The organism is Chromatiales bacterium (assembly GCA_020445605.1).
GTDB lineage: Bacteria > Pseudomonadota > Gammaproteobacteria > JAGRGH01 > JAGRGH01 > JAGRGH01.
Genome location: JAGRGH010000054.1, coordinates 66,055 through 91,167, shown reverse-complemented (window position 1 = coordinate 91,167; position 25,113 = coordinate 66,055). Strand labels below are relative to the sequence as shown.

Sequence of the window (25,113 nt, the reverse complement as noted above, 5' to 3'; positions counted from 1 at the left end):
GCTACAGCACGCGACGGCAGTCGATGCCGGCCGCATCGAGCGCAGCGAGCATTTCGGTGATGTGGCCCTCGTCGCGCGTCTCGACCGTGACCATCACGGCGACGGCGGTGACGTCCGGGCCGGAAAACGCGCGGTCGTGAAACACGTCGAGGATCGCCGCGCCGGTACCGGCAATCACCCCGGCGAGCTTCGCCAGCCCGCCCGGGCGATCGCTGATGTGGGCGGTGAACCGGCACAACCGGCCGTCGGCCGCGAGGCCCTTGGCGATGATCCGGCTCAGCACCGTGGAGTCGATATTGCCGCCGCAGAACAACAGCGCGACGCGCCTGCCCTGCAGGTCGTCGATACCGGCATCGGTCAGCGCCGCCAGGGTCGTGGCCGCGGCACCCTCGACGACCGTTTTCTCGATCTCCAGGATGCGCAGGATCGCGCGCGCGATCTGCGCCTCGTCGACCTGGACCAGCCGCTCGATCCCGTCGCGCGCGGTCGCAAAGGCATTCGCCCCGACCTCCGCGACGGCCAGGCCGTCGGCCAGGGTCGGGCTCGCCGCCACGGCCACCGGCCGGCCCGCCGCCATGGCGGCATGAAAGCTCGCGACGTTGACCGGTTCCACGCCAATGACGCGCACCGGGCGTGTCTGCCCCTTCAGGGCCGCCACCACGCCGGCGACCAGCCCGCCGCCGCCGACCGGGACGATGATCGCGTCGAGGTCCGCGACCTGTTCGAGCACCTCCAGCGCGATGCTGCCCTGCCCGGCAATGATGTCCGGATCGTCGTAGCCGTTGACGTAGCGCAGCCCGCGCGCCTCGGCGAGCCGGTCGGCCTCGGCGCGCGCCTCGGCAAACGAATCGCCATGCAGCACGACATCGGCACCAAAGCGCCGGCAGGTGCTGACCTTCATCAGCGGCGCAAAGCGCGGCATGACGACCGTCACCGGAATGCCGAGCGCGCGACCGTGGTAGGCGAGCCCCAGCGCGTGGTTGCCGGCCGAGGCCGCGACCACACCGCGCTCGCGCGCGCCGGCGTCGAGCCGACTCAGGCTGTTGCGCGCGCCGCGCTCCTTGAAGCTGCCGGTGTGCTGGAGGTTGTCGAGCTTGCAGAACACCTGGGCGCCGGTCAGGTCGGACAGGGCCGGCGAGTACGGACAGGGCGTTTCCTGCACACCGCCGCGGATGCGCGCACGGGCGGCGGCGACCTCCTCGGACGTGACGATCACGGGTTCATTCACGATATTGGGCTTCCGGACTGGCGGCCGGCGCGGATCGGGTCGCGCGCGGCCGGTTGTGGTCGACTCGGGGCAGCCGTCAGAATCGCTGCCCAGATGATATTTTCACGCATTGGCGACGATCTGCCAGCCACCGGCGGGCAAACGCCGGAATCCGCCGCGCGCCGTGCGGGCGCCGGCTGGCGCGTCGCGATCACGATCGCACTGGCCGCGACGCTGGTCGTGGTCGTCGACCGGACGATCGGCTGGTCCCGGCTCGGTGCGATGCTCGCGCGCGCCGATGCGCTGACGCTCGCCTCCGGATTCGTCCTCGTGTATGCCTCGTACCTGCTGCGCGCGGCGCGGCTGCAGGATTTCCTGCGCGGCATCACGCCGGCCCGGCTCGCGCCGTGCCTGCGGCTGACGCTCGTACACAACGCGCTGAACACCTGGCTGCCGTTTCGCAGCGGCGAGCTGTCCTTTCCGTATCTGCTGAACCGCTGGTTCGGGCTGACGACGCGCGCGGGGGTCGCCAGCCTGGTGGTGTTTCGCGCACTGGACCTGCACGTGCTCATCGTCATCGCGCTCGGCACCTTCGCACTGCGCGATGTGTGGTTCTGGTGGCTGGTCGCCCTCGCCGTCGCCGTGCCGCCCGGCCTGGTCTGGTTGCACGCACAGCGCATCGCGGCAAGCGCGGCCGACATCCTGCGCAGCGAATCCGTCGCGCCGCTGTTCGAACGCACGCGCGTACTGCGGGCATGGGTCTGGTCCTTTGTGAACTGGTGCGTAAAACTTTGCGTGTTCGCCGTGTTGCTGCGCGGGTTCGAACCATTCGACTGGGCCACCGCGATGAGCGGCGCCATCGGCGGCGAACTCGCAAGCGTGCTGCCGGTGCAGGGCATCGCCGGTGCGGGCACCTATGAGGCCGGCGTGGTCGCGGGTCTGGGCGTGCACGGCGCGGCGCTCGAACCCGGCCTGGGTGCCGCGATCGGTCTGCATCTGTTCGTGCTGCTGTGCGCAACGGCGGCGCTGCTCACCCTCCCCCTGTTTCGCGGGCGACCCCGCTCAACCACATGAACCAGACCGATGCCAGCAATGCCGCCGTGACACCGTCCCTGTCGGTGATCGTGCCGCTGTACAACGAGCTGGAGAACGTCGCACCGCTCGTCGACGAGATCCACGCCGCACTGGCGAATCACGCGGGTGGCTGGGAACTGATCCTCGTCGATGACGGCAGTCGTGACGGTACCGACCGGCGTGTACTCGAACTTGCGGAGAAGTTCCCGCACACGCTGCGTTACCTGCTGCTGCAACGCAACTTTGGTCAGACCGCGGCGATGCAGGCCGGCATCGATGCCGCGCGCGGCGCGCTGCTGGTCACACTCGACGGCGACCTGCAGAACGATCCGGCCGACATCCCGCGACTCATCGCGCATCTCGAACGTCATGATCTGGACATGGTCGTGGGCTGGCGGCGCGAACGCAAGGACAACCTCTTCTCACGCACCCTGCCCTCGCGCATCGCGAACGCGCTGATCGGGCGCCTGTCCGGCGTGCGCCTGCACGACTACGGATGCAGCCTGAAGGTGTATCGCGCCAGCGTGATCAAGGGCGTGCAGCTCTATGGCGAAATGCACCGTTTCATCCCGGCCTGGGTCGCCACGCGCACCGCACCACATCGCATCGACGAGATGGCCGTCCATCACCGCGCACGTGTGCATGGCGAGTCCAAATACGGCATCGGCCGCACGTTTCGCGTAATCGTCGACCTGCTGTCGGTGTATTTCTTCATGAACTTCCTCACGCGGCCCGGTCATTTCTTCGGTCGCATCGGGCTGGGCTTCGGCGCGCTCGGCATCGGTGCGCTGGGCTGGCTGATGTTCGTGAAATATGTACTGGGCGAGGCGATCGGACATCGCCCGCTGCTGATCGTCGGCGTGCTGCTGTGCGTGGTCAGTGCGCAGTTCCTGTCGACCGGCGTACTCGCCGAGATGCTCTCTCGTGTGTACTTCGCCTCCGGGCGCGAGCGAGCGTATGTCGTGCGCCGGTCAAATCTTCCAGACCTGCGCGACTGATTCGACATGAGCAGCTCCGCCAGCGCGCTCTCGCGCATGGACTATGCACGCGTGCTGCTCGTGCTGGTCGTGGTCACCGGTCTGCATGCGATTGTCGCCCCGCTCGCGGGGCTGGATCTCGCATTCGACGAATCACAGTACTGGCTCTGGTCGAAACACCTCGACTGGAGCTACTACTCAAAAGGCCCGCTGGTCGCATGGTCGATTGCGGCGTCAACACATTTGTTCGGCGATGGCGAGTGGCAGGTGCGGCTGCCCGCCTGGCTTGCATTTGATGTATTTCTGATCCTGCTGTTTGCATTCGCCCGCGATATGGCCGGCAAATGGCGTGCCGCCTGGTGGGCGCTGTTGCTCGGCGCGACGACGCCGGTGTATTTCACGCTCGGCAGTGTCGCGACGACCGATGCGTTCCTGCTGCCCTGCTGGACGGCGGCGACCTGGGCGGTGTTCCGTGCCGTACGCGACGGATCACCCAGCGCATGGATTGCCGCCGGATTCGCGGCCGGACTTGGCACGCTCACCAAGATGAGCATCGTGCTGCTGCCGGGTTTCGTGTTCATCGCACTGCTGTTGCACCGCGATACGCGCACGCGACTCGCAACGCCGTGGCCATGGCTGGCGATGGTCGTGATGTTGGTCGTCGCCGCGCCAGTGCTCGGCTGGAACGCGGCGAACGACTGGGTCATGTTCCGTCACGAGCGCGGACACATCGGTGATTTCAAACCGAGTCTCGAACGACCGCTCACACTGGTTTCGACGCAATGGCTGATCCTTTCGCCGCTGATCGCAACGGTGGCGTTCGTTCAGCTGCGCAGCCGCCCGCTCGACCCGGCGCTTCGCGTGCTGTGGCTGACCTCGCTGATGGCCGGCGTGTTCTTTGTCGCGAAATCCGTGCTGGACAAGGTCTATCCGAACTGGCCCGCGCCGGTCTACGTGAGTTTTCTCGTGCTGTTCGCCGCGCGTATTCCAGCGCTTTCATCGCGCCTGCGCGGCTGGCTCATCGCCGGCATGGCCGGTTCGGTCGTGATGATCATCGTCGCGATGTTTCCGCACTGGCTCGGCGTGCGCATCACGCCGTTCAAGGACCTCGTCGGCTGGAGACATCAGGCGAGCGAGATTGCCGCGCAGTCCGGACCGACGGATTTTCTGATTGCGACCGACTACCACATTGCCAGCAGCTTCGCGTTCTACTGGCCGGAGCGGATTCCGGTGTACGTCGGCGGCGGCACGGACTGGCGCCGCTCACAGTTCAATCTCTGGTCCGGCCTGGAACGCGAGGCGGGCGATTCGGGCGTGATCGTCAGCAAACTCGATCAGCTACCGGCCACGGCGACTGCGGCCTTTTCGCAGTGCATGCCGCTTGTGCCGGTGGAGGCCGTGAGCCTGCAGGGCATCCGTGTACGCACGCTGTACAGCTGGAAATGCAGTGGCCATCGTCGCATCGCGTGGCCGGCTCCGCAGCGCTATTGAGGGAGGCTCGGATTCATTCGTCCCGGACGGCCAGAGCGGCGAGACTGGCGGCTCATTGCGGTGCCGCGGGAAACTCTGAACGGTTCCGGGGTTTCCTGGGGTTCAGCCAAGTGGCCGTCGCTTGGCATACCTCGCTCCGAAAACGAAAGAGCCCCGCAAGCGGGGCTCTGGCAATTCAGCACTCGTCGAGTTATCGCGACTCGAGTTTGCGGCGACGTGCCATTGCGACCATGCCGAAGCCGATCAGCAGCACGGAAGCCGGTGCCGGTGCGGTGCGCAGCAAGTCGATTCGAAGATCCCAACTCTGCTGTGCGACGGCGCTGGCGTCGATGAACATCGAAATCGCTCCAACGTTCGTAAACACGCTATTAAATGTTGCCCCACCGGCGAAGGAGAAATCAGCGAGCAGCCGGGTGAATGACTGATAGGAATCCGGCGCCACGATCGGGATGTTGAAAACCGTGGACGCGAATTTCGTCCCGCCACCACCATTCTCATAGAAAGTGATCGTGATCGGGCCGGCGTGGTCGGAATCGGCGACGATGATCTCGAAGTACGAGTTTGCCACCCCACCGGTGAAATCCTTCCCACCGAGACCGTTGTAATTGATCGCCGACGATGCGTCGGGACCGTCCCAGTCGATCCGAACCGTGCCACGCGCGGTGTCGATACCCTGCGACAACAGGTCGAAGCCGGTCGGGTTGGTGCGGACCCGCACCAACTCGCCAAGCGCGCCAAAGGTTTTGGTGACCGAGATGTCTCGCTCTACGCCGATGGCCGTAAGCGTCGCGGCGCTGTTGAATCCCGACTGGGTTGGTGGTGCCGCCGCGCTGACCGAAACGGTCTGTTGGGTAACGAAATCGTCGATCAGAATCGCACGGGCCGGACCGGCCACCATGACGAGACAAGCGCCCAGAGATAGCGCCGCGGCGATGCGAGCGTGACGAGGGCCGAAGGAATACACCGGGTGGCGCATGCGGGCAAATCCGAAACAGCGACGAATCCCGCCGCAGGATGCCTTGGATACGAGCATATTGCGCGCCAATAGAACCGGCCCCACAAAAATTATTTTACGTCTATATTTTCAATGTCTTACATTCATTTGTAATCTATTTTTTAAACTAAAGGTTAACTGTTTTAGAGTTAGTGTAAAATTTTCCGGAATTCAGCCGATTTTCGCACTCAAAACATAGGGCAACTTTTACACTCGCGGCCTCACCCCGGGCCCATGGTGCGCGAAAACCCGTGGCCCGCGCCCCTAGTCAGCCAATTCCAGGCGTTCGTAGACGGCCGCGAGCGCGGCCTTCGAACAGGCTGCGTCCTTGTCGCCACCCGGCGCGCCGGACACCCCCACGGCGCCGACCAGCCGCCCGGCGGCGTGGATCGGCATGCCGCCGTCTAGCACCGCAATGCCGCGCATGTGGTTCAGCTCCGGGCGGATATCGGCGCGCGCCTCGCGAAACTCGCCGGTGTCCGAGTTGGAAAGCACTGCCAGCCCGGCCTTGCGCTCGGCCATCTCGAGCGTATAGCGCGAGGCAAGCGAGTCACGCAGTGCCACCTGTACGTTGCCGGCGCGGTCGAGCACAACGGCGGAGACCGTGTAGCCGTCCTTGCGGCAGGCCTCGACCGCCTGCATCGCGATGTCGTGCGCCAGTTCGAGACTGATCTGTTTGACCGGAAGCAGATCCGGCGTCTGTGCCGACACCGTCAACGGAATCAGGGCGAGCAATGCGAAACGACGCATGAATGAATCTCCGGAAAAGACCACGGATGCAGACGAACTGATGGTAACAAGCCGTCGTTCTGCGCCACCACTGCCGGGACGACAGCACGTCACCACAGCGAGGGATCGTCAAGCGGTGCAACGCAGGACAGCCGAACCGGCTGTCGAACCAACACACGTCCGTCAGGAACGGCCGCCTGCCAGCCGAACGGAAATTTCAGTTCATGTGGCGGCAGATAGTTTTCCGCCGCCTGCGCCTGGAACCCGAATCGCCCGTAGTATCCGGGGTCACCATAGACCAGCACGACATCGATGCCGCTCTGTGCAAGCCGGGCCATTCCATCCCGAACCAGCCGCGAACCGATGCCGCGCCCGTGAAACTCCGGCACCACGGCCAGCGGCGCGAGGATGTACCCCAGACACGAATCGCCCGGGTTGGCGAATACGGGGCTGAACGCGACATGGCCCACGATTTCGCCATCCGCCAGCGCAATCAGCGAAATCGTTTCGGGGTTGGAATCCTCGCCGAGCAGGCTTTTAGCCAGCGCCGCGACCACCTCGCCCTCGCCATCCGGAAATGCGCGCAGATGCACGGCTCGGACGGCGTCACGGTCATGGCGGTGCGCCATGCGGATCTCCCGGATCATATGGACGGCCCTCTCGTCAATCGGCCTGGTCGGTCCGAACGGATGCTCCGGACAGCCGCCCTTCGACTACGTCGAATTCCCGTATCTGACCATCGCCCGACTCAATGCCGACGCATAGTCGCCGGAATAAAACACGCGAATCAGGTCACCTTTCAGACCGTATGTCTCTGACACCACATTGCCTGGAATCACGAGGCTCGACTTGAATCTGGTGTAAATGTCCCGATACCACTTCGAATTGCTCATGTTGCTGTCTCTGATGCAAAGCGTCCTGCCGGTGATTTCAGACAGCAACTTCGTCAGGTTGCTGAACAGCAGATCAAACCTGAACAGATAAATCCTCATTTGCGGAGTCTCGAACACGCCGGATTGCCGGGATTCGTCGAATGCTAGATCGCTTGTGTCGACCGCGCATTCACGACAGAGCTCATGCAGTGATTCGGAAAATCCGATGATCGATCGAGACCTCAATTCCGACACAAACAGTTCCTGCAACTGCTCGATGGTGTGCTTGTAGATGATGGTTTCGAACCGACTCTTGACCTCGTTCAACCTCAAGGGTCTCGAACCATGACCCTGAAAGAATGATGAAACATGCCGCTCCACAGGCTCCCTGAAGACCGTGATCACATTCAGCTTCCTGTTGTTTCTTTCGAGATAGCGATCGAGATAGCGTCTGAACTCCCCGCTACTGAGGCCCATGTTGCCCAGGACATGACAGTGCCTGCATCTGAACCCGCTGCTGTTCAGCGTCTCGACCAGCGTCTGGGTGCCGGTCTTGTGAGAGCTATAGACCAGATAATCCAGATTCAACAGGTTTTCCGGGAATTCCATGACCTCACCCAATCCGATCGTCAGCAGAGACCCTGATGCCCTTTCCCCGGATTTCCTCCCAGATTCAGAATTCCCACTGCGGCTCTCAGAACCGCGGTTCGCTGGCTCGCTTGTGGGCGTCGAACCCGCCCTTGGCCTTCCACGAGTCGTAGCCGCCCGTCAGCACGAGGATGTCCTCGCGTCCCGTTGCCACCTTCAGTGCAAACGCGGCCTGTGCGGACAGGCTGCCGGTGTTGCAGTAGACGATGACAGCCCTGTCTTCCGGCAGTTCACCAATGGATTCGAGCACCTTGCGCCATTCGATGTTCACGGCACCGTCGATGTGGCTGGCGGCATAGTCCTCCGGGCGCCGTGCATCGACGACAAAGAATCCGGCCCAGTCGGCGGCGGGAATCTGCTCGGGAAGAATATTGCCCCCCGAGTAGGCGCTGAACGCCATGATCTCCTGCATGGCGTCAATGGCCTGGGGATCAGCGGCCTGCAATGCAGGCGCAGACAACAACAGGCCCGCGAGCATGCAGGCGCCAAGTTTCTGAATCATGGGTCCTCCCCCAGAGTCTGGTTTACCTTAGGCTCGCTGCTGGCTGCTGGCTGCTGGCTGCTGGCCGCTGGCTGCTGGCTGCTGGCTGCTGGCTGCTCTCGATCTCAGACCACCAGCACGCTGGAACCAACGGTCTCGCGCGCCTCCAGCGCCCGGTGGGCGTCGGAGGCCTGCGCCAGAGGATAACGCTGGTTCACCGGAATGGAAACGATGCCACGATCGACCATGCCGAACAGCGCGGCCGCGCTGGCCTGCAACTCATCCGGCGCCGCGGTATAGGTCATCAGGGTCGGGCGGGTCAGGTACAGCGAGCCGCGCGAGGTGAGGTCGGCCAGTTCCAGCGGCGGCACCTTGCCCGAGGAACTACCGAAACTCACCATCATCCCGCGCACGCGCAGGCTGTCGAGCGAGGTGATCCAGGTATCCTTGCCGACACCGTCGTAGACCACGTCGACACCCTTGCCACCGGTCAATTCGCGTACGCGCTCCACCACGTTCTCTTCGCGATAGAGAATGGTGTGCGTACAACCATGCGCCCGCGCGAGGTCGGCCTTCTGCGCGCTGCCGACCGTGCCGATCACCGTCGCGCCGATCTGTCGCGCCCACTGACAGAAGATCAGACCCACGCCGCCGGCCGCGGCATGGAACAGTACGGTCTGCCCGGCCTGCAACGGATACGTTCGGCGCAGCAGATATTCCACCGTCATGCCCTGGAGCATCATGGCCGCGCCCGTTTCGAACGATATGCAATCGGGCAGTCTCACGAGCCGGTCCGCGGCCAGATTGCGCGCCTCGGCATAGGCACCGAGCGGCGGTGTGGCGTAGGCCACACGATCGCCCACGGCGAGCGTGCCGACACCATCCCCGAGGGCCTCGACGACCCCGGCGGCCTCCATCCCGATCGTGCAGGGCAGAGACGGCGTCGGGTACTGCCCCGTGCGGTGATAGACGTCGATGTAGTTCAGGCCCACCGCATGGTGACGCACCCGCACGCTGCCCGGGCCAGGCTCGACGAGTTCGACCTCTTCCCAGCGCAGTACCTCTGGTCCGCCGTGGGCGTGCATGCGAATGGCCTTGATCTGCATGTTCTGCGTTCCTGTACGTTACGGCATGCGCGCATGGACAGTCGCCATGAACTCAACGGCCGGACCTTTTTCAGCGGGCACGATGATCTCGGCCTGAATGCGACCGCGACCCGTGCGGGCGACCGTATCCACGAATGAGTCGAGCGTCTGGGCATCGAGTTCACAGCGCGCGACGATGTCACCGATCACCGGTCTGCGATAGCGGATCGCACCTTCCTGCATGACGACGCTGGCGCCTTCCGGCAATCGCGCCGTGACCAGCCCCCAGGCCGCTAGCGTGCAGACGGCATACAGCGAACCCGCAAATGCCGTGCCATGTACGTTGATGTTCTGGTTGCCGCCGCCACAGACCGTGATCGAAGTGTCGTCCAGTTCCATGACGCGAAAGTTCATCGCCGTCGCCAGCGGAATGCCCTCCAGGATGCGTTGTTCGAGCACCGCGCGCGGCATGAGGCCGGGCCCGGCCTGCTCACCGGAATGTTCGCTCATGACGGGAAAAGATTCCTGTAGGTTTCGCGAAGCCGGGCCTTCTGTACCTTGCCCATGGTGTTGCGCGGCAGTTCGTCGACGAGAAACACACGCTTGGGCTGCTTGAAACGCGCGAGCCGGCCCTGCAACGGGGCGAGAATATCGGCTTCGGAAAGCGACCGGCTGCCATCGGCCACGACCACCGCCACCACGCCCTCACCGAAATCCGGATGCGGCACACCGACCACGGCAGACTCGCGCACGCCGGGGACCGCGTCGATCTCGCCCTCGATTTCTTTCGGATAGATGTTGTAACCGCCGGAGATGATCAGGTCCTTCGCGCGGCCGACGATACTGACCCGCCCGGACTCATCCATGGTCGCGAGATCGCCGGAGATGAACCAGCCGTCCGCGCGAAACTCCGCGGCGGTCTTCTCCGGCATGCGCCAGTAGCCCTTGAATACATTCGGACCGGTGAGTTCCAGCACACCGGTCTCCCCGCGCGGCACTTCACGTCCCTGTTCGTCGGCAATGCGCACGCTCACGCCCGGCAACGCGAAACCAACCGTGCCGGCCAGCCGCTCGCCGGCGTACGGGTTCGAGGTGATCATGCCCGCCTCGGTCATGCCGTAACGTTCGAGGATGCGATGGCCGGTGCGTGCCTCGAACTCACGGTGGGTCTCGGCAAGCAGCGGCGCGGAACCCGCGATGAAAAGGCGCATGCCTGCACACACATCGGCGGTGAACGCCGACGTTGCGAGCAATCGTGTGTAGAACGTCGGCACGCCCATCATCACCGTGCTGCGTGGCAACCGCGCGATGACTTCGGCCGGATCGAACCGCGGCAGAAAATGTACCGGCGAGGCACCCAGCAGCGCGCAGTGCAGGGCGACGAACAGCCCGTGCACGTGGAAGATCGGCAATGCGTGCAGCAGCACATCGTCATCGCGCCATTGCCAGTACTCGTACAGCGCCTCGGCGTTCGACTGCAGATTTGCGTGACTGAGCATCGCGCCCTTGGATCGACCGGTCGTGCCCGACGTATAGAGAATCGCGGCCAGATCATCGCCAGCGCGCGGCACCACGGCAGGTTGCGGATCGAGCGCATCCAGCGCGTTCAGCAGGCTGCCGTCACCGGCCATGCCGAGCGTGCGCAGATGCGGCACGCCGACGCGTTTCGCCACGGCTGCGAGTCCGGGTTCGGTCTCTGGCTGGCATACGAACAGCCGTGGTTCGGCGTCGGCCATGAAATATTCGATCTCCGCCGCGGTATACGCCGTGTTCAGCGGAATGTAGATCGCCCCGGCGCGCAGACAGGCGAGATACAACACCACGGCCTCGGCGGACTTTCCGGCCTGCACCATCACCCGGTCACCGGGCAGCACACCGAGATCGCATAGACGGCTTTGCATGCGGCCGGTCACCGCATCGAGTTCGGCATAGCGCAGCGCGCTGCGACCGGGCGACATCAGAAAGTCGCGGTCGCCGCCATGCGCGAAGCGCTCGCGCGCAAAACGCAGGTAAAGGTTTTCGTCGTTCATGGTTTGAGCACGAAGTCGTAGGCCATGCGCATGGCCAGAATGAACAGGAACACCGCAAACGAGCGCTTCAGCACCTTGTCCGGCAAGCGATGCGCCAGTCGCGCACCGAGCGGCGCGAACAGAATGCTCGCGGTCACCACGCCGGCAAACGCCGGCAGGTTGATGTAGCCGAGACTGTGCGGCGGCAGGTTTGGTTCGTCTAGTCCGGTCAGCACGAAGCCGATGCTCGAGGCCAGCGCCAGCGGAAAGCCGATGGATGCGGCGGTCGCGATCGCCTGTTTGACCGGCACGCCATGCCAGCTCAGGTATGGCACATGCAGGGCGCCGCCGCCGATACCCATCAACGCGGAGATCGAACCGACGACGGCGGACACGCCACGCAGGCGCATCGGCCCGGGCAGTTCGCCGTGCGCGCGGACCGGTCCCCAGGCCATCTGCAGCGCAACGCCGACGAGAAAAACGATGAACGCAATGGTCAGCCAGTAGGCGGGAACAAGGTCGGCGAGCCAGGCACCGAACAGCGAACCGACGACCACGCCCGGCGTCATGACCCTGACCAGGTTCCAGCGCACGGCGCCGCGGCGGTGGTGCGCCCACACCGATGAAATGGCCGTGACGACGATGGTCGCCAGCGAAGTACCGACGGCGACCTTGATGAGGATCGCCGGATCGACGCCCTCGGCCGCAAACACCAGCGACAGCACGGGCACGATGATGACCCCGCCACCGATGCCGAGCAGGCCTGCCGCGGTGCCAGCCGCCGCGCCCGCTGCCAACAGCGTCAGCAGTTGCATGTCGGTTGCCAGGGGCCCATGTCAGTGCACCTCCGAGGCTTCACGTGTCAGGACACTTGCGAGCTGTCGATTCAGGCGATCCAGTTCCTTTGACAGCGCGATCTTTCCTTCGCCGACGTAGGCCTCGTGATTCTCGACCACAGTGGCGCCGTCGTAACGGTAATTGACCATGCAGCCCCAGGACTCGCGCCGGCCGCGTTCAGAGGGGTTCGCGACGGTATTGATGCGTTCCAGTCGCGCGCCGTTGGAGAGGTGAAAATTCGCCACCGGGTCCACGGCATGAGCGCGGCGCTTCATGCGCAGGAGGTAGAACAGCGCAAGCTCGCGCAGCACCGCGCCGACGAATCCGGTCAATTCCCTTGGCAGGTCTCGCTCCAGCAACCGGTCCAGCGCCGCGAGCGGCTGGTCACAGGCGCTGGCTTCCCGGAGCGCCGCCTGGTGCCGGGCCAGCAGCAGGCGCAATTCATCCGCGGTGGCAGAGTCCTGTCCAAGCAACTCGCCGAGCGCGCTGCGCATGCGGGGGACCGGTGACAGGGTCACGAATGTATCGATGTCCGGAAACTCGGCGCCGAGTTCCGTGACGACCTGCTTGATCAGGAAGTTGCCGAAGCTCACGCCGCGCAGGCCCGTCAGCGCGTTGTTGATGGAATAGAACACGGCGGTGTCGGCAATCGCGGGATCGGCAATCGGCGCCTGCGGATCGATCAGCGGCGCGATCGAAGCACTGACGCCCCTGGTCAGCGCAACCTCGACGAAGATCAGCGGTGTCTGCGCGAGCGCGGGGTGAAAAAATGCGAAACACCTGCGGTCCGCAGCGAGCCGGCGACGCAGGTCGTCCCAGCCGCGCATCGGGTGCACGGCCTCGTAGCGAATGAGCTGCTCCAGTATCTCCGCAGGCGAATTCCAGTCGATGCGCTCTAGACGCAGAAAGCCACGGTTGAACCACGATCCCAGCAGATGCTGAAGATCGGCATCGACGTTGCGGAACTCCGGATGTTCGCGCAGTTCACCCAGCAGGAAGGATCGCATGTCGACGAGAACCTTGGTGCCGCCCGGCGCCATGTTCAGGCGCCGGAACAGTTCCTGGCGCGGTGGCTCGGTCGCTTCGAGCAGCTCGCGCAGGCGCTCGGGATCGCGCGCACGGTACGCACCCGCCGCGCGGACGATGGCGTCCGGATCCGGATCGAACTCGACCGCGAGCAGATTGACGAACTCACGCCGCCCGACCTCGTCCATGCCCGTCCAGCGCTGAAGGATTTCGCGCGCCAGCGCGATATTCGATGCCTCGCCCACACCGTCGACCAGTCGGTGGCACAGCTCGGCATTCGACGGCGCATCGCGTTCGTCAGGATCGCGCAGGCCAATCAGATCGCGGCCATGATCGGCCACGGTGTCGAGCAGGCGCTCGAACCAGCCACGCGCACTCACTGCATCGTCTCCAGACGCGCGGCAAGTTCCGTGAACCCAGCCACGACGAGATCGAATTCACCTTCGTTCGCGCAATCGGCCTGGGTTTTACCGCCGTATTCCATGGGTCGCGCAACGAATACCGTACGCAGACCGGATCGCGCCGCGGCGTCGAGATCCGAACGATGGCAGGCCACCATCATGACCTGCCCGGGCTCAAGCCCCATGAGCCGGCACGCGCCGAGATAGGTTCGCGGATCGGGCTTGAAACAGCCGAACAGGTCGGAGCAGAACAGCGCATCCCAGGCAAGCCCACCGTGCCGCGCGAGGTCGATGAGCAGATCCAGGTTGCCGTTCGACAGGGTCGCAACCCATCGGTGTGCGCGGACTCGCGCAAGCCCTTCACCGACGTCCGGCCACGGGTCCAGTGCGTGCCACGCGCGGGCAAGCCGCTCACGATCACCTGCGGAGAGCGCATCCAGACGGTTCTCCGCGATGAGTGCATCAAGCGCATCGCGGTGAATCGAGTCGATGCGGCGCCACGGTGCGCGGCCGGCGCGCACCTCGGCCATGCCGTCGAAATACGCCCTGCGCCAGGCCAGCGTGAAGCTCGCCGCATCCGCGACAAGGCCATCTGCGGCGAACGCAGCAGCAACCGCGCGTGACACGCCGCCGTACCAGTCCACACAGGTGCCGAACACATCGAAGAGCAATGCCCGTGGCGACATGGACTTGGGCGCATCGCGCAACTAACGCACCGGACCCATCAGCACGTCCGGCAGCCACAGCGCAATCTTCGGGAACAGGATCAGCAACACGATGCCCAGCACCATGCACAGCATGAACGGTAATGCGCCGATGAGAATCGTCTTCAGGCTGACATCCGGCACGATGCCGTTGATCACATAGAGGTTCAGGCCGACCGGCGGGGTGATCAGCCCGATCTCCATGTTCAGCGTCAGGATCACGCCGAACCAGATCGGATCAAACCCGGCCGCGATCACGATCGGCACCAGGGTTGGTGCCGTCATGAGAATGACGGCGACCGGCGGTAGAAAGAACCCGGCCACCAGCAAAAACAGGTTCACATACAGCATCAGAAGCCAAGGGTCCAGATCCTGCCCAGCGATGTATTCCGCGATGCCCTGTGTGATGTACAGGCTCGACATCATGTAGCTGAACAGGCCCGCCATGCCGATGATCATCATCAGCATCACAGACTCGCGCGTCGCCGAACTGACGATCTCCCACAGCTTTCTCGGCTGCCACACGCGGTAGATGATGATGACCAACAACAGGCACACCATGGCGCCGACGCCCGAGGCCTCCGACGGCGTCGCGACCCCCCCGTACAGCGCCCACAGCACGAGCACGATGATGGTCAGAAACGGCAGCACCTTGGGCAGGATGACCAGCTTGTCACGCAGCGAAAAATGCTTGTCCGCCTCGGTGAACCGGTAGCCCTTGCTGTAGGCGTAGAACAGTGACCAGGCCATGAACAGGGCGATCAACATCAGGCCCGGCACGAGGCCGGCCGCGAACAGGCGGCCGATCGAGGTTTCGGTGGAAATGCCATAGACGATCATCGTGATCGACGGCGGAATGAGGATGCCCAGCGTGCCGCCGGCGGCGATCGAACCGGTCGCAAGGCTCGCCGGATAGCCACGCTTGCGCATCTCCGGGATGCCCATCTTGCCGATCGCGGCACAGGTCGCCGGCGACGAGCCGGTCAGCGCGGCGAAGATACCGCAGGCGCCGATGTTCGAGATCAGCAGACCACCGGGCACCTTGTACAGCCAGCGGTCGATCGCCTCATAGAGATCAGCTCCCGCGCGTGACGCCGCGATCGCCGCACCCATGACCAGAAACATCGGGATCGACAGCAATGCAAACTCATTGAGCGATCCGAACAGGGTCTCGGCGAGCACCGAGAAACTCCCGGGCCCGCTCTCGATCAGCAGAAACACAACCGCCGTCGCACCCAGCGCGAAGGCGACCGGCATGCCGATCAACAGCATCACGATCAGGGTCAGCGCGGCGATCCCGCCCATGCTCAACGGGTCCATCAGGACACCTCCGGGGGCGTGGCGGGTTCAAGTCCAAACGGGTGATCGCGCCCGTTCAGCAGGCAGATCACGTCCGCAATGTATTGCAGGCTGATGGCGAAAAATCCAATTGGCATCGCCGCATAGGCCTTCCACAGCTTGGGCGCCCAGATACTCTCCGATGTCCAGCCGCCATCCCACGCCTCTTTCCAGAACTCGAACCCGTACCACGTCAGCATGATGCACAACGCGGCGGAGACGACGTAGGCAAGCAAGGCCATCAGGAATCGTCCGCGCGCGCCAAGCATCATCGGCACCAGCTCGACAAACACATGGCCCCGTTTCAGCAGCACCCACGGCGCGCCAATAAAGGTTGACGCCAGCAATGCGTAGGTCACGAATTCGGTCTGCCACTGCGTTGGCTCGTTCAGCACGAAGCGTACGAACACCATCTGGCAGACGACGACCACGGAAACGATCAGGAGCAGCGCGGCGATATAACCGAGCAGACGCGACAGCCCCTCAACCGCTTTCAGGTAAACATCGATGCAGAAGTTCATTGTCGGGTATCCAGCGGTTCGATTGAACAGCCGGGATGCCGCTCGCGTGGCAGAGCGGCATCCCTCGCAGACGGCTATTCCACCGACAGCGCCATGTCGAGCAGTTCGCGACCGCCTTTCACGTTGTCGGCAAACGCCTTGTAGCTCGAGGTATCAGCGATCTTGCGCCACTTGGCAGCCTGCTCGTCGGTCATCTCGACCACCTTCACGCCCGCCTTCTTGAAGGTCTCCACCAATTGCGTATCGGCATGCTTGGCCTGTTCCAGGGCGTATTGCTCGGCCTTGCCGGCAGCCTTCATCAGCTCGAGCTGCTGCGCGGGGGAGAGCTTTGCGAAGCTGCTCTTCGCCATCAGGATCGGCTCGTACATGACCCACAGTGCGCTTGAGCCGGGTGCGGTCAGGCACGAGACCTGCTCGTACAGCCGGTAGGAAACGAGCGATTCGGACGAAGTATTGGCGCCATCGAGCACCCCGGTCTGCAGGCCGGTGTAGATTTCCGACGACGGCATCGACGAGATGGTCGCGCCGGCTGCGGCGAGCATCTGGTCAAAGGCCTTGCCGGCGGCGCGGAACTTCTGCCCCTTGACGTCGTCCGGTTCGAGAATGCAGTTCTTCTTCGACACGAAACCACCGGCGAGCCAGGTGTCGGCCAGCACCATGACGCCCTGCTCTTCCATGATCGCCTTGATCTTGCGCATGAACGCCGAGCTGTTCAGGCGCGCTGCGTGGTCGTGGTTCTTGACCAGACCAGGCATCAGCGTCAGGTTGAACTCGGGGTGTCGGCCGCCGGCATAGTCCAGCGGAAAGGCGGTGATGTCGAGCTGACCCTTGGTCATCGCGCCCCATTGCTCCTTCGGTTTGAACAGACTGGCGCCGGGGTACACCTTGATGTCAACGCCGGTGCTGTTGGCCGACATGTGCCGCGCGATGATCTGGACCATCTCGTCGCGGATATCGCCGGTACCGCCCGGCCATTGATGCGAGGCACGCAGTTCAAGGGCGTTCGCCGAACCGGAACTACCCAGCACCACGACCGTGGCCGCCGCAACGGCCAGTTTCTTCAGCTTGATCATGATTCACTCCTCGGGGTTGTGCGCGACGATTGGCATCGTCACGATTATTGGTGGTCGACAATCAATTCGTCACGGAACGTCTCCGCTGCCTCAGGCCCGCGCCACCGTGCGCGGACTGTCATCCGGTGCGGCCCGCAGGGCGCGTTCCTGACGACACAGATGCTCATGCATGGCACGGTAGGCGGCATCGGCATCGCCGATCCGCAGCGCGCGCATCAGTTCGCGATGTTCGGCAAGCGAGGCGTTCAGCCGACCGGGCATGGTCAGCTGCCGATGCCGTGCCAACACCAGCACGTTGCGCAGTTCGCCGGTGATGCGATGCAGCCAGCGGTTCGCGGCGAGATCCTGAATCGCCCGATGGAACTCGCGATTGGCCTCGTAGTAACGATCGACATCCTGGGCCTCGGCGAACTCCTCCAGGCGGGCATGGATGCGCTCGAGGCGCTTCAGCTCCGCGGGTCGCAGCTTTTGCGTGGCGAATCGGGCACACAGGGCCTCGAGACTCGCCATGACCGGAAACAGCTCCAGCAGGGCCTCGTCGTCGAGCGCATTCACGCGGCAGCCGCGGCGCGGCACGAGTTCCACGAGGTTCTCCGCATGCAGCACCTTCAGCGCCTCGCGCAACGGCGTGCGGCTGATACCGAGCTGCGCGCACAGGACCGGCTCGTCGATCCAGTCGCCCGGCTTGAGTTCCGCGCGATAGATGAGCTCGCGCACGCGGTCGGCGACATCGAGATACAACGGGCGCTGGGCAAGGGGTTCGATCATCGGTTCCGGTGCAGTCGCGGGGCCGGGCTCAACCGCGCTCTGGAGGTATATTCATAATCCATAATTACAGAAATTGCCAGTTCCGCCCCCCCCCGGACGAACGTCGACTCCCTGATTCGGCCTCAGGCCAACACGGCCACAACCGCCCCGGTGCAGAGGCTCGCCAGCGTGCCGGCCGCGACCGAGCGCATGCCCAGCGCAACGATCTCCGCGCGGCGTTCGGGCACCATTGCGCCCAGCCCGCCGAGCATGATGCCGAGGCTGCCGAGGTTCGCGAATCCGCTCAGCGCATAGGTCAGGATCAGCCGGCTGCGCCCGGATAGACCCGCCCCGCCCTCCCCCGCCAGCTGCAGGTAGGCCAGCAATTCATTCAACACCGTCTTGATACCCAGCAGGCTGCCGGCGGCCTGGGCCTCGGCCCAGGGAATGCCGATCATCCACGCCAGCGGCGCCATGAGCCAGCCGAGCATTCGCTCCAGGCTCAACCGGGCGCCACCGACCTCCGGCAGCCAGCCGAGCAGCTGGTTGGCCAGTGTCACCAGCGCAACCAGCACCAACAGCATGGCCACGACATGCGCAAGCAGACGCAGGCCGTCGACCGTGCCGCGCGCGATCGCGTCCATGGCGCTGCGCGGTGAGTCGTCGCCCGGTGCGTCGTCGGCAACGGTGACAGGGTGTTCACCCGCGGCCAGCGACGGCGGTTGCATAATCCGCGCGATCAGGATCGCCGCGGGCGCGGAAATCAGCGAAGCAGTCAGCAGGTGTCCGAGCGCGCCCGGCAAAACGGGATTCAGCACGCTCGCATACAGCGCCATCACGGTACCCGCGATGGTCGCCATGCCGGCAACCATGAGCGCGAACAGATCGGCGCGGCTCATCGTGCGCAGATGCGGACGCACCAGCAGCGGCGCTTCGACCATTCCGACGAAGACATTCGCGGCGGTGCCGAGCCCGAGCGGGCCGTCTACACGCATCAACCGCCGCAGCATCCATGCAAATCCACGCACGATCACCGGCAACACCCGCCAGTGAAACAGCAGCGCCGAGAGCGCACTCATGACCAGGATCAGCGGCATTGCCTGGATCGCGAGGATGAAGGTCGAACCGACGTTCGACAGCTCGAACGGCTGCGTACCGCCGCCGAGATAACCAAACACGAATCGCACGCCGGCCTGTGTCGCATCCACGACGTCTTGGACGAGCCTGTTGATCGAACCGAGGGCCGACTGAAAGGCCGGCACCTTCAACAGCAGGAGTGCCAGCACGAACTGCATGCCAATGCCTGCGGCAAGCAGGCGCCAGCCCGGCGCCTCACGACGCGGCCCGAGCAGCCACGCAAGCAGCACGAGCCCGGCCAGACCCATCAGGGGTTGTGTGATTTGCACGAGTCGCTCGCCAATCCGGAATGACTGGCCGGGGATTATGCCCGCGCGGATCGCGTGACGGCGTCAGGCCGAACGCTTTCCGCCGAGGCGCTCGATGATGCGGTCGGCGACGCGGAAGGCGTTCGCGTAGATCGTCCAGGTGTAGGGCACGCTGCCGCCCGTGGGCATGAACGAACCGTCCGTGACATAGACGTTGTCCGCGTCGTGGATGCGGCAGTCGGGGTCGAGCACGCTGGTCGCGGGATCGGTCCCGAACCGGCAGCCGCCGGCAACGAGGTTCGCCGGTGGCGCACCGGAAACGCTGGAGTTCACGCCACTCGCGCCGAGTTCCGTAAGCAATCGTTCACCGCGTTCGGATAGGAACTGTCCGACGCGAAGGTCGTGGCGGTGGTAACCCACGCGCACCCGCGCGACCGGCGAGCCCCACCTGTCGCGCACCTGCGGGTCGAGCGAGACAAAGCAGTTGTCCGTCGGCAGCCAGTCGCAGAAGACTTCAAATCGCAGCGTGCGCTCGCCGCGAAAACCTTCTTCCAAGCGCCGTTTCAGGGGTCGGCCCCAGACCAGTCCGTCCTCGCCCCATTTCAACCGATTCGCGCGTGCGACCGGGTTCGGATGGCTGAACAGGAATTCGATCGTGCCGCCTTTCGCGCGACCGAAATCCGGGTCGTCGATCACATACCAGTCGCTGAGCGCCCGATTGACGAAACTGCCGAATTCGCGCAGCTCTTTTGCGCGATCTTCAGAGAGATCGGCGTAGTAGAACGTTCCGCTGCCCGAGCCACCGGCGGAGAACAGCAGGTTGCGCCCCACTTGGCCCGTGTTGTTGCCAAGCCCGTCGGCGTGACGCGGCCCCGGCGAGGACAGCAACAGTCGGGCGGTTTCGATCGCCTGGCAGGCGACGACATAGAGCTTCGCGCCGATGCGCTTGGCCTGTCCGGCACGGTCGTAGTAGTCCACACCCGTGACGCGCCCCTGATCGTCGGAAATCAGCCGATAGGCCTTCGCTTCGGGGATCAGCTTGCAGCGCCCGGTGCGCACCGCGGGTTCGATCAGGGCGACGCGTGAACTCCCCTTCGCCCCGGTCGCGCAGCCGTAGCTGCCGCAGTAACCTGAGTACGAACAACCGCCGCGTTCGTTCGCCGGGCGTGACAGCACCGCCCGCGGCACGGTCATCGGTTGCCAGCCGAGATTTTTTCCGGCCGCATCGATCCAGCCCGCGATCGGGTGTTCGCGTGTCGGCGGATAGGGGTATTCGGCATGCGCGCGCGGAGCCGCATGTGGCGCGTCCTCGGCGCGACCGGATACGCCGACGGCGCTTTCAACCCGGTCGTAATACGGTGCCAGCGCTGTGTAGTCGATCGGCCAGTCGACCATGTTCGCACCGTCGATCGGGCCGAACTCGCTGAGCAGGCGAAAATCCACCGGCCTCATTCGATGAAAGAAGCCGCTCATGAAATTCGTCGCGCCGCCGACGATATTGCCGTTCCAGAAATCCCAGCCGGACACCGAGGTCGGCACGGCGTTGAAGCCGCCCTGCCCGTCGTAGTCCTCGATCACGTGCTGCTCGTCGGCGAGCTTCGGCGTGTAGAACTTTCGCAGCGAGCAAGCGAGCTCGTCCTTGGCGAAGTCGGCGTCGCGCAGCCAGCGCCCCTTCTCCAGCACAACGACGGAATAGCCGGCCTGCACCAGCGACCAGACGACCGGCCCCGCGCCCGCGCCGGAGCCGATCACGCAGACGTCGAAGTCCTGGCTCATGAGCGATAGCGGTTGCGCGGGTTCGGCCTTGGTTGGCCGGGATCATGCTCGAGCCACTGCCAGCCCGCGCCGCGCGGGTTGCCGCCGTAGATCGGATCTTGGAGCAGGGCCTCGAAAATGTAGTACAGGAGCGTCGACAGCCAGTTTTCGCCGGCATCGGATTGCGCGACCTGGCGCAGCACGCGCTCGCGCGCCTCGGCATCGAGATTCACGAACAGTCCCTTCTCGCGCTCCCGGGCAATTTCGTCCAGCCAGGTGGTGCCGCGCACCAGGAACTCGCGTTCCTCACGATCCACGCCGCGGTCGGCCAGCACGCCGCGCAGATAGGCAAGCGCGCGGATCTCGCGCGCGCCCGGTGCATCCGGTTCCGACGGGAAAAGGTGATTCTGCACGGCGTGGAGCAGGCTCCATTGCGCGGCCGTGGGCGCAATCGCGACCGGTTCCGTGGCGACCGCGACGGCGGGTGCGGCGGGCAGGCCAAACACCAGCGCGAGCGAGCCGCCCGCGGCCGAGATCAGAAACCGCCGGCGACTGACCAGCCGGCCGTGCCAGTCATCGAGTCGGCGGCGGGCCTCGCCCGGGACTTCGCGGCGCGCACCGGTCATGCCGCGCGTCGCCCCCGGCGTTCAGCGGCTGGATCGAGAAATTGGCTATGGCAGGAACACGACACGGCGGAGGCGACCGAACCAGCGATCTCTACACGGAGTAACGGGCATTCACACGCCGACTTTAGCAGGCTGTTGAAATTCTCTTTTCAACAGCCTGCTATCGCGAGACATGAACGTCTCGCCCGAAAATCGAACACCCAAGTGTTTGATTTTCGTGAGCAACCGAAAACCGCGCTTTTCGGTTGCGAGGTTGGAAAGGCCATGGATGGGCCTTTTTCAACAACCTCTTAGCGCCGATTCGGCAGAGTTTCAGCACACCGCTACGCCTCGGCCGGGTCCTCGACCATCTCTTCGTCGGAATCGCCGCCCGACGACGGCAGCGCGTTCGCGCGGACCTTGGCCTCGATCTCGGCCGCGAGTGCCGGGTTGTCTTTGAGGAACTGGCGGGCATTTTCCTTGCCCTGACCGATGCGGTCGCCGCTGTAGCTGTACCACGCGCCAGCCTTATCGACGATCGACTGCTTGACGCCCAGATCAATGACCTCACCGAGCCGCGAGATGCCCTCACCATAAAGAATCTCGAACTCCGCCTGTTTGAACGGCGGCGCCATCTTGTTCTTGACGACCTTCACGCGCGTCTCGTTGCCGATGACCTCGTCGCCCTTCTTGATCGCACCGATACGGCGGATGTCCAGGCGCACGGACGCATAGAACTTCAGCGCGTTGCCGCCCGTCGTGGTCTCTGGATTGCCGAACATCACGCCGATCTTCATGCGGATCTGGTTGATGAAGATGACCAGCGTGTTCGAGCGCTTGATGTTCGCCGTGAGCTTGCGCAGGGCCTGACTCATGAGCCGCGCCTGCAGGCCGACATGCGAATCGCCCATTTCACCCTCGATCTCGGCCTTCGGCGTCAGCGCCGCAACCGAGTCGACGACCACGACATCCACGGCGCCCGAGCGCACCAGCATGTCGGTGATTTCCAGCGCCTGTTCGCCGGTGTCGGGCTGCGAGACCAGCAGGTCGTCGACGTTTACGCCGAGCTTGCCGGCGTAGACCGGGTCGAGCGCGTGCTCGGCGTCGACGAATGCACAGGTTCCACCAACCTTCTGCGCCTCGGCGATGACCTGCAGGGTCAGCGTGGTCTTGCCCGAGGACTCCGGCCCGTAGATCTCCACGACCCGGCCGCGCGGCAGCCCGCCGATGCCGAGCGCGATGTCCAGCCCCAGCGAACCGGTGGAGATCGCGCTTGCGTCGCGCACCGCGGCCACATCGCCCATGCGCATCACGGCGCCCTTGCCAAACTGGCGCTCGATCTGGGTCAGCGCGGCGCCAAGCGCCTTTTTGCGGTTGTCATCCATCGTTGAAACTCTCTTTGGCAGCTTGTTTTCGGGTGGCCCGTTCGCTCGCAGGCCGATACTGGTTAAACATACAGTAACCGGGCGTCGCGACGCAACGGCGGCAGGACGGCCGGCCGCGGGCCGGATCAGGACAGCAGGTCCACGACCCCCTGCAGCGCGGATTGCACCGATTGCAGCCGCACCTCGGCACGATCGCCGAGAAAGCGCATGCGCTGCACGCGGGTCTCCTCGTCGCGCGCGGCCCAGGCCAGAAACACCGTGCCGACGGGCTTCTCGCGGCTGCCGCCGTCCGGGCCGGCAATGCCGGTGACCGCCACGGCGAGTTGCGCGCGCGAGCGCGCCAGCGCGCCGTCCGCCATCTCGCGGGCGGTGGGCTCGCTGACGGCGCCATAGGCCTCCAGCGTCGCCGGCTTCACCCCGAGCAGGTCGACCTTCGCCTGATTGCTGTAGACCACGAAGCCGCGCTCGAACCAGGCCGAGGAGCCCGAGACATCCGTGATGGCCTTGCCGATCCACCCGCCGGTGCAGGATTCGGCCACGGCCAGCTTCCAGCCGCGCGCGACCAGCCGCTCTCCGGCGAAACTCACCAGCAGGTTGAGAAGGTCGCTCAAGACACGCTCCGGGGGCAGCGGGGCCAGACTGCAAATCGCACCGCCGGAAGTCTAGCAGGCCGGCACGGACCGCTTGTCGGCTGATTTGACGGAGTCGTGTCCGAGTATTCCGACCCGCCGGCCAGGCGCCGCGCAAACGGCGCGCATTGCGCAGGTGTGCACTGTGGGCAGGGTGCGAACGGCGCAGCGGAGCCAGCCGCCAGTGAGTAGGGTGCGCACGGCGCACCGAGTCGAATCATCACGCGCCGGATATGGTGCGTGGTACGCACCCTACATGTGCGGTGTGGGCAGCGTGCGCACGGCGCACCGGAAGTCTGAAATGCCGTATGCGGTGCGTGGTACGCACCCTACATGTGCGGTGTGAGTAGGGTGCGCACGGCGCACCGTATGGAGTGATCATGCGCCGAAAATGGTGCGTGGTACGCACCCTACGGCGCCGGGGTCACGCAAGACGGCGACGTGCCGTCAGGCCGAGCAACCCCAGCCCCAGCAGCAGTGCCGTTCCCGGCAGCGGTACGCCGGCATTGCCGGTACGAACCGCCCAACCATAGAAGAGATTGGTCTTAAGGTTGAGGTCCTGGTAGCCGCGGTCCGTGTGGAAGGTCCACGCGTTAACGGTACTGGGTGCGTACTCGGTACCCGACCAATAGTAGTCGGACTGCATATTGTCGAACGGGCCGGTGTTGGTCAGGCCCCAGCCGGCCTGGGGTCCGTTACCGCTGGTGTCGTAGTAAGGGATGTTACCCAGGGCCCGGTACCACAGGTCCGCGAGTTCTCCCGTGCCCAGATCCACGTTGTAGCCGCAATCCGTACCCGTGAAGGCAAAGTCACAGCCCGGCGCGCCGGTGTCGGTGATCGTATGCAGTCGCCAGTCGTTGAAGCCCAGATAGTTCGCCGCGTTCATCGCCGCGATCCACGCCTGGGCGGTGTCCCAGGTCATCCTCCCGGTAGCAGCGATGCCGCCCACACCGAAGGTGTTGCTCGCCGCGAGATTCGCGTTCTTCGTCCAAACCAATCCACTTACGTCGTCCAACACCGTACCGTCGAGGTTGTCGATCAAAGTCGCCCGGGCGGGTGTGGCGGACAGCGCAAGGATCAGCAGGCCAATAGCCGCTCCGCGTTGCAGCGGTAATGCTCTCATGGACGTTCCCCGAATCG

At 64.6% G+C, this 25,113-nt stretch carries 25 protein-coding genes; 3 read left to right on the top strand and 22 right to left on the bottom strand.

The window, feature by feature from the left end; genetic code table 11:
- Nucleotide 1: 1 nt before the first annotated feature.
- Nucleotides 2-1,228, bottom strand: a complete 1,227-nt coding sequence (locus tag KDG50_13825) for a threonine ammonia-lyase (GenBank protein ID MCB1866493.1) — start codon at nt 1,226-1,228, stop codon at nt 2-4.
- 93 nt (nt 1,229-1,321) lie between these two features.
- On the opposite strand from KDG50_13825, the gene KDG50_13820 reads away from it, so the two are divergent.
- The 3 genes from KDG50_13820 to KDG50_13810 are packed head-to-tail and all read left to right on the top strand — an operon-like array spanning nt 1,322 to nt 4,749.
- The gene (locus KDG50_13820) at nt 1,322-2,281 is read left to right on the top strand and encodes a flippase-like domain-containing protein (GenBank protein MCB1866492.1); all 960 of its coding nucleotides are present in this window, start codon (nt 1,322-1,324) and stop codon (nt 2,279-2,281) included.
- Nucleotides 2,278-3,279: a glycosyltransferase family 2 protein gene (locus tag KDG50_13815; GenBank protein MCB1866491.1), complete on the top strand. Its 1,002-nt coding sequence runs from the start codon at nt 2,278-2,280 to the stop codon at nt 3,277-3,279. Before KDG50_13820 ends, KDG50_13815 begins: the two co-directional genes overlap by 4 nt.
- Before the next feature lie 6 nt (nt 3,280-3,285).
- Nucleotides 3,286-4,749: a glycosyltransferase family 39 protein gene (locus KDG50_13810; protein MCB1866490.1), complete on the top strand. Its 1,464-nt coding sequence runs from the start codon at nt 3,286-3,288 to the stop codon at nt 4,747-4,749.
- Between the two features lie 190 nt (nt 4,750-4,939).
- Here KDG50_13810 and KDG50_13805 read toward each other — a convergent pair whose 3' ends face one another.
- The 21 genes from KDG50_13805 to KDG50_13705 form a co-directional block, all read right to left on the bottom strand.
- Complete coding sequence (locus KDG50_13805; protein MCB1866489.1) at nt 4,940-5,725, bottom strand: PEP-CTERM sorting domain-containing protein; 786 nt, start codon at nt 5,723-5,725, stop codon at nt 4,940-4,942.
- A gap of 282 nt (nt 5,726-6,007) precedes the next feature.
- Nucleotides 6,008-6,493 carry a heme-binding protein gene (locus tag KDG50_13800; GenBank protein ID MCB1866488.1) on the bottom strand — a complete coding sequence of 162 codons (486 nt, stop codon included), beginning with the start codon at nt 6,491-6,493 and terminating at the stop codon, nt 6,008-6,010.
- A gap of 89 nt (nt 6,494-6,582) precedes the next feature.
- Nucleotides 6,583-7,119, bottom strand: coding sequence for an N-acetyltransferase (locus KDG50_13795; protein ID MCB1866487.1), 537 nt, complete (start codon nt 7,117-7,119; stop codon nt 6,583-6,585).
- Between the two features lie 66 nt (nt 7,120-7,185).
- A complete protein-coding gene (locus KDG50_13790) occupies nt 7,186-7,953 on the bottom strand; it encodes a hypothetical protein (protein MCB1866486.1) in 768 nt (255 codons plus the stop codon).
- A gap of 85 nt (nt 7,954-8,038) precedes the next feature.
- Nucleotides 8,039-8,494 (bottom strand): rhodanese-like domain-containing protein, encoded by a 456-nt coding sequence (locus KDG50_13785; GenBank protein MCB1866485.1) that lies wholly within the window; start codon nt 8,492-8,494, stop codon nt 8,039-8,041.
- Nucleotides 8,495-8,598: 104 nt separating this feature from the next.
- Entirely contained in the window at nt 8,599-9,579 is a 981-nt protein-coding gene (locus KDG50_13780) for a quinone oxidoreductase (protein MCB1866484.1), read from the bottom strand.
- An 18-nt stretch (nt 9,580-9,597) separates the two neighbouring features.
- Nucleotides 9,598-10,068, bottom strand: coding sequence for a YiiD C-terminal domain-containing protein (locus KDG50_13775; GenBank protein ID MCB1866483.1), 471 nt, complete (start codon nt 10,066-10,068; stop codon nt 9,598-9,600).
- A complete protein-coding gene (locus KDG50_13770) occupies nt 10,065-11,588 on the bottom strand; it encodes a malonyl-CoA synthase (protein ID MCB1866482.1) in 1,524 nt (507 codons plus the stop codon). The genes KDG50_13775 and KDG50_13770 overlap by 4 nt, the downstream gene beginning before the upstream one ends.
- Entirely contained in the window at nt 11,585-12,382 is a 798-nt protein-coding gene (locus tag KDG50_13765) for a sulfite exporter TauE/SafE family protein (protein ID MCB1866481.1), read from the bottom strand. Before KDG50_13765 ends, KDG50_13770 begins: the two co-directional genes overlap by 4 nt.
- 21 nt (nt 12,383-12,403) lie before the next feature.
- Entirely contained in the window at nt 12,404-13,810 is a 1,407-nt protein-coding gene (locus tag KDG50_13760; GenBank protein ID MCB1866480.1) for a malonyl-CoA decarboxylase family protein, read from the bottom strand.
- Nucleotides 13,807-14,538: a haloacid dehalogenase type II gene (locus KDG50_13755; GenBank protein MCB1866479.1), complete on the bottom strand. Its 732-nt coding sequence runs from the start codon at nt 14,536-14,538 to the stop codon at nt 13,807-13,809. Before KDG50_13755 ends, KDG50_13760 begins: the two co-directional genes overlap by 4 nt.
- On the bottom strand, nt 14,539-15,855 hold the full coding sequence (locus KDG50_13750) for a TRAP transporter large permease (GenBank protein MCB1866478.1): 1,317 nt from the start codon (nt 15,853-15,855) through the stop codon (nt 14,539-14,541).
- On the bottom strand, nt 15,855-16,394 hold the full coding sequence (locus KDG50_13745; GenBank protein ID MCB1866477.1) for a TRAP transporter small permease: 540 nt from the start codon (nt 16,392-16,394) through the stop codon (nt 15,855-15,857). The genes KDG50_13750 and KDG50_13745 overlap by 1 nt, the downstream gene beginning before the upstream one ends.
- A 74-nt stretch (nt 16,395-16,468) precedes the next feature.
- Entirely contained in the window at nt 16,469-17,467 is a 999-nt protein-coding gene (gene dctP / locus KDG50_13740) for a TRAP transporter substrate-binding protein DctP (protein MCB1866476.1), read from the bottom strand.
- Between the two features lie 90 nt (nt 17,468-17,557).
- Entirely contained in the window at nt 17,558-18,235 is a 678-nt protein-coding gene (locus tag KDG50_13735) for a GntR family transcriptional regulator (GenBank protein ID MCB1866475.1), read from the bottom strand.
- Between the two features lie 122 nt (nt 18,236-18,357).
- Nucleotides 18,358-19,599 (bottom strand): nucleoside:proton symporter, encoded by a 1,242-nt coding sequence (locus KDG50_13730; GenBank protein MCB1866474.1) that lies wholly within the window; start codon nt 19,597-19,599, stop codon nt 18,358-18,360.
- 84 nt (nt 19,600-19,683) lie between these two features.
- A complete protein-coding gene (locus KDG50_13725; protein ID MCB1866473.1) occupies nt 19,684-21,375 on the bottom strand; it encodes a GMC family oxidoreductase in 1,692 nt (563 codons plus the stop codon).
- A complete protein-coding gene (locus KDG50_13720) occupies nt 21,372-21,980 on the bottom strand; it encodes a gluconate 2-dehydrogenase subunit 3 family protein (GenBank protein ID MCB1866472.1) in 609 nt (202 codons plus the stop codon). The genes KDG50_13725 and KDG50_13720 overlap by 4 nt, the downstream gene beginning before the upstream one ends.
- A 323-nt stretch (nt 21,981-22,303) precedes the next feature.
- Nucleotides 22,304-23,344, bottom strand: coding sequence for a recombinase RecA (gene recA / locus KDG50_13715; protein MCB1866471.1), 1,041 nt, complete (start codon nt 23,342-23,344; stop codon nt 22,304-22,306).
- 125 nt (nt 23,345-23,469) lie between these two features.
- Nucleotides 23,470-23,955: a CinA family protein gene (locus KDG50_13710; GenBank protein ID MCB1866470.1), complete on the bottom strand. Its 486-nt coding sequence runs from the start codon at nt 23,953-23,955 to the stop codon at nt 23,470-23,472.
- A gap of 442 nt (nt 23,956-24,397) precedes the next feature.
- Nucleotides 24,398-25,096 carry a DUF1566 domain-containing protein gene (locus KDG50_13705; protein MCB1866469.1) on the bottom strand — a complete coding sequence of 233 codons (699 nt, stop codon included), beginning with the start codon at nt 25,094-25,096 and terminating at the stop codon, nt 24,398-24,400.
- Between the last annotated feature and the right edge of the window lie 17 nt (nt 25,097-25,113).

Coding starts and splice junctions, on each gene's coding strand:
- KDG50_13820 (MCB1866492.1), top strand. CDS start 1,322: ATGATATTTTCACGCATTGGCGACGATCTGCCAGCCACCGGCGGGCAA.
- KDG50_13815 (MCB1866491.1), top strand. CDS start 2,278: ATGAACCAGACCGATGCCAGCAATGCCGCCGTGACACCGTCCCTGTCG.
- KDG50_13810 (MCB1866490.1), top strand. CDS start 3,286: ATGAGCAGCTCCGCCAGCGCGCTCTCGCGCATGGACTATGCACGCGTG.
- KDG50_13805 (MCB1866489.1), bottom strand. CDS start 5,725: ATGCGCCACCCGGTGTATTCCTTCGGCCCTCGTCACGCTCGCATCGCC.
- KDG50_13800 (MCB1866488.1), bottom strand. CDS start 6,493: ATGCGTCGTTTCGCATTGCTCGCCCTGATTCCGTTGACGGTGTCGGCA.
- KDG50_13795 (MCB1866487.1), bottom strand. CDS start 7,119: ATGATCCGGGAGATCCGCATGGCGCACCGCCATGACCGTGACGCCGTC.
- KDG50_13790 (MCB1866486.1), bottom strand. CDS start 7,953: ATGGAATTCCCGGAAAACCTGTTGAATCTGGATTATCTGGTCTATAGC.
- KDG50_13785 (MCB1866485.1), bottom strand. CDS start 8,494: ATGATTCAGAAACTTGGCGCCTGCATGCTCGCGGGCCTGTTGTTGTCT.
- KDG50_13780 (MCB1866484.1), bottom strand. CDS start 9,579: ATGCAGATCAAGGCCATTCGCATGCACGCCCACGGCGGACCAGAGGTA.
- KDG50_13775 (MCB1866483.1), bottom strand. CDS start 10,068: ATGAGCGAACATTCCGGTGAGCAGGCCGGGCCCGGCCTCATGCCGCGC.
- KDG50_13770 (MCB1866482.1), bottom strand. CDS start 11,588: ATGAACGACGAAAACCTTTACCTGCGTTTTGCGCGCGAGCGCTTCGCG.
- KDG50_13765 (MCB1866481.1), bottom strand. CDS start 12,382: ATGCAACTGCTGACGCTGTTGGCAGCGGGCGCGGCGGCTGGCACCGCG.
- KDG50_13750 (MCB1866478.1), bottom strand. CDS start 15,855: ATGGACCCGTTGAGCATGGGCGGGATCGCCGCGCTGACCCTGATCGTG.
- KDG50_13745 (MCB1866477.1), bottom strand. CDS start 16,394: ATGAACTTCTGCATCGATGTTTACCTGAAAGCGGTTGAGGGGCTGTCG.
- dctP (MCB1866476.1), bottom strand. CDS start 17,467: ATGATCAAGCTGAAGAAACTGGCCGTTGCGGCGGCCACGGTCGTGGTG.
- KDG50_13735 (MCB1866475.1), bottom strand. CDS start 18,235: ATGATCGAACCCCTTGCCCAGCGCCCGTTGTATCTCGATGTCGCCGAC.
- KDG50_13730 (MCB1866474.1), bottom strand. CDS start 19,599: ATGGGTCTGGCCGGGCTCGTGCTGCTTGCGTGGCTGCTCGGGCCGCGT.
- KDG50_13725 (MCB1866473.1), bottom strand. CDS start 21,375: ATGAGCCAGGACTTCGACGTCTGCGTGATCGGCTCCGGCGCGGGCGCG.
- KDG50_13720 (MCB1866472.1), bottom strand. CDS start 21,980: ATGACCGGTGCGCGCCGCGAAGTCCCGGGCGAGGCCCGCCGCCGACTC.
- recA (MCB1866471.1), bottom strand. CDS start 23,344: ATGGATGACAACCGCAAAAAGGCGCTTGGCGCCGCGCTGACCCAGATC.
- KDG50_13705 (MCB1866469.1), bottom strand. CDS start 25,096: ATGAGAGCATTACCGCTGCAACGCGGAGCGGCTATTGGCCTGCTGATC.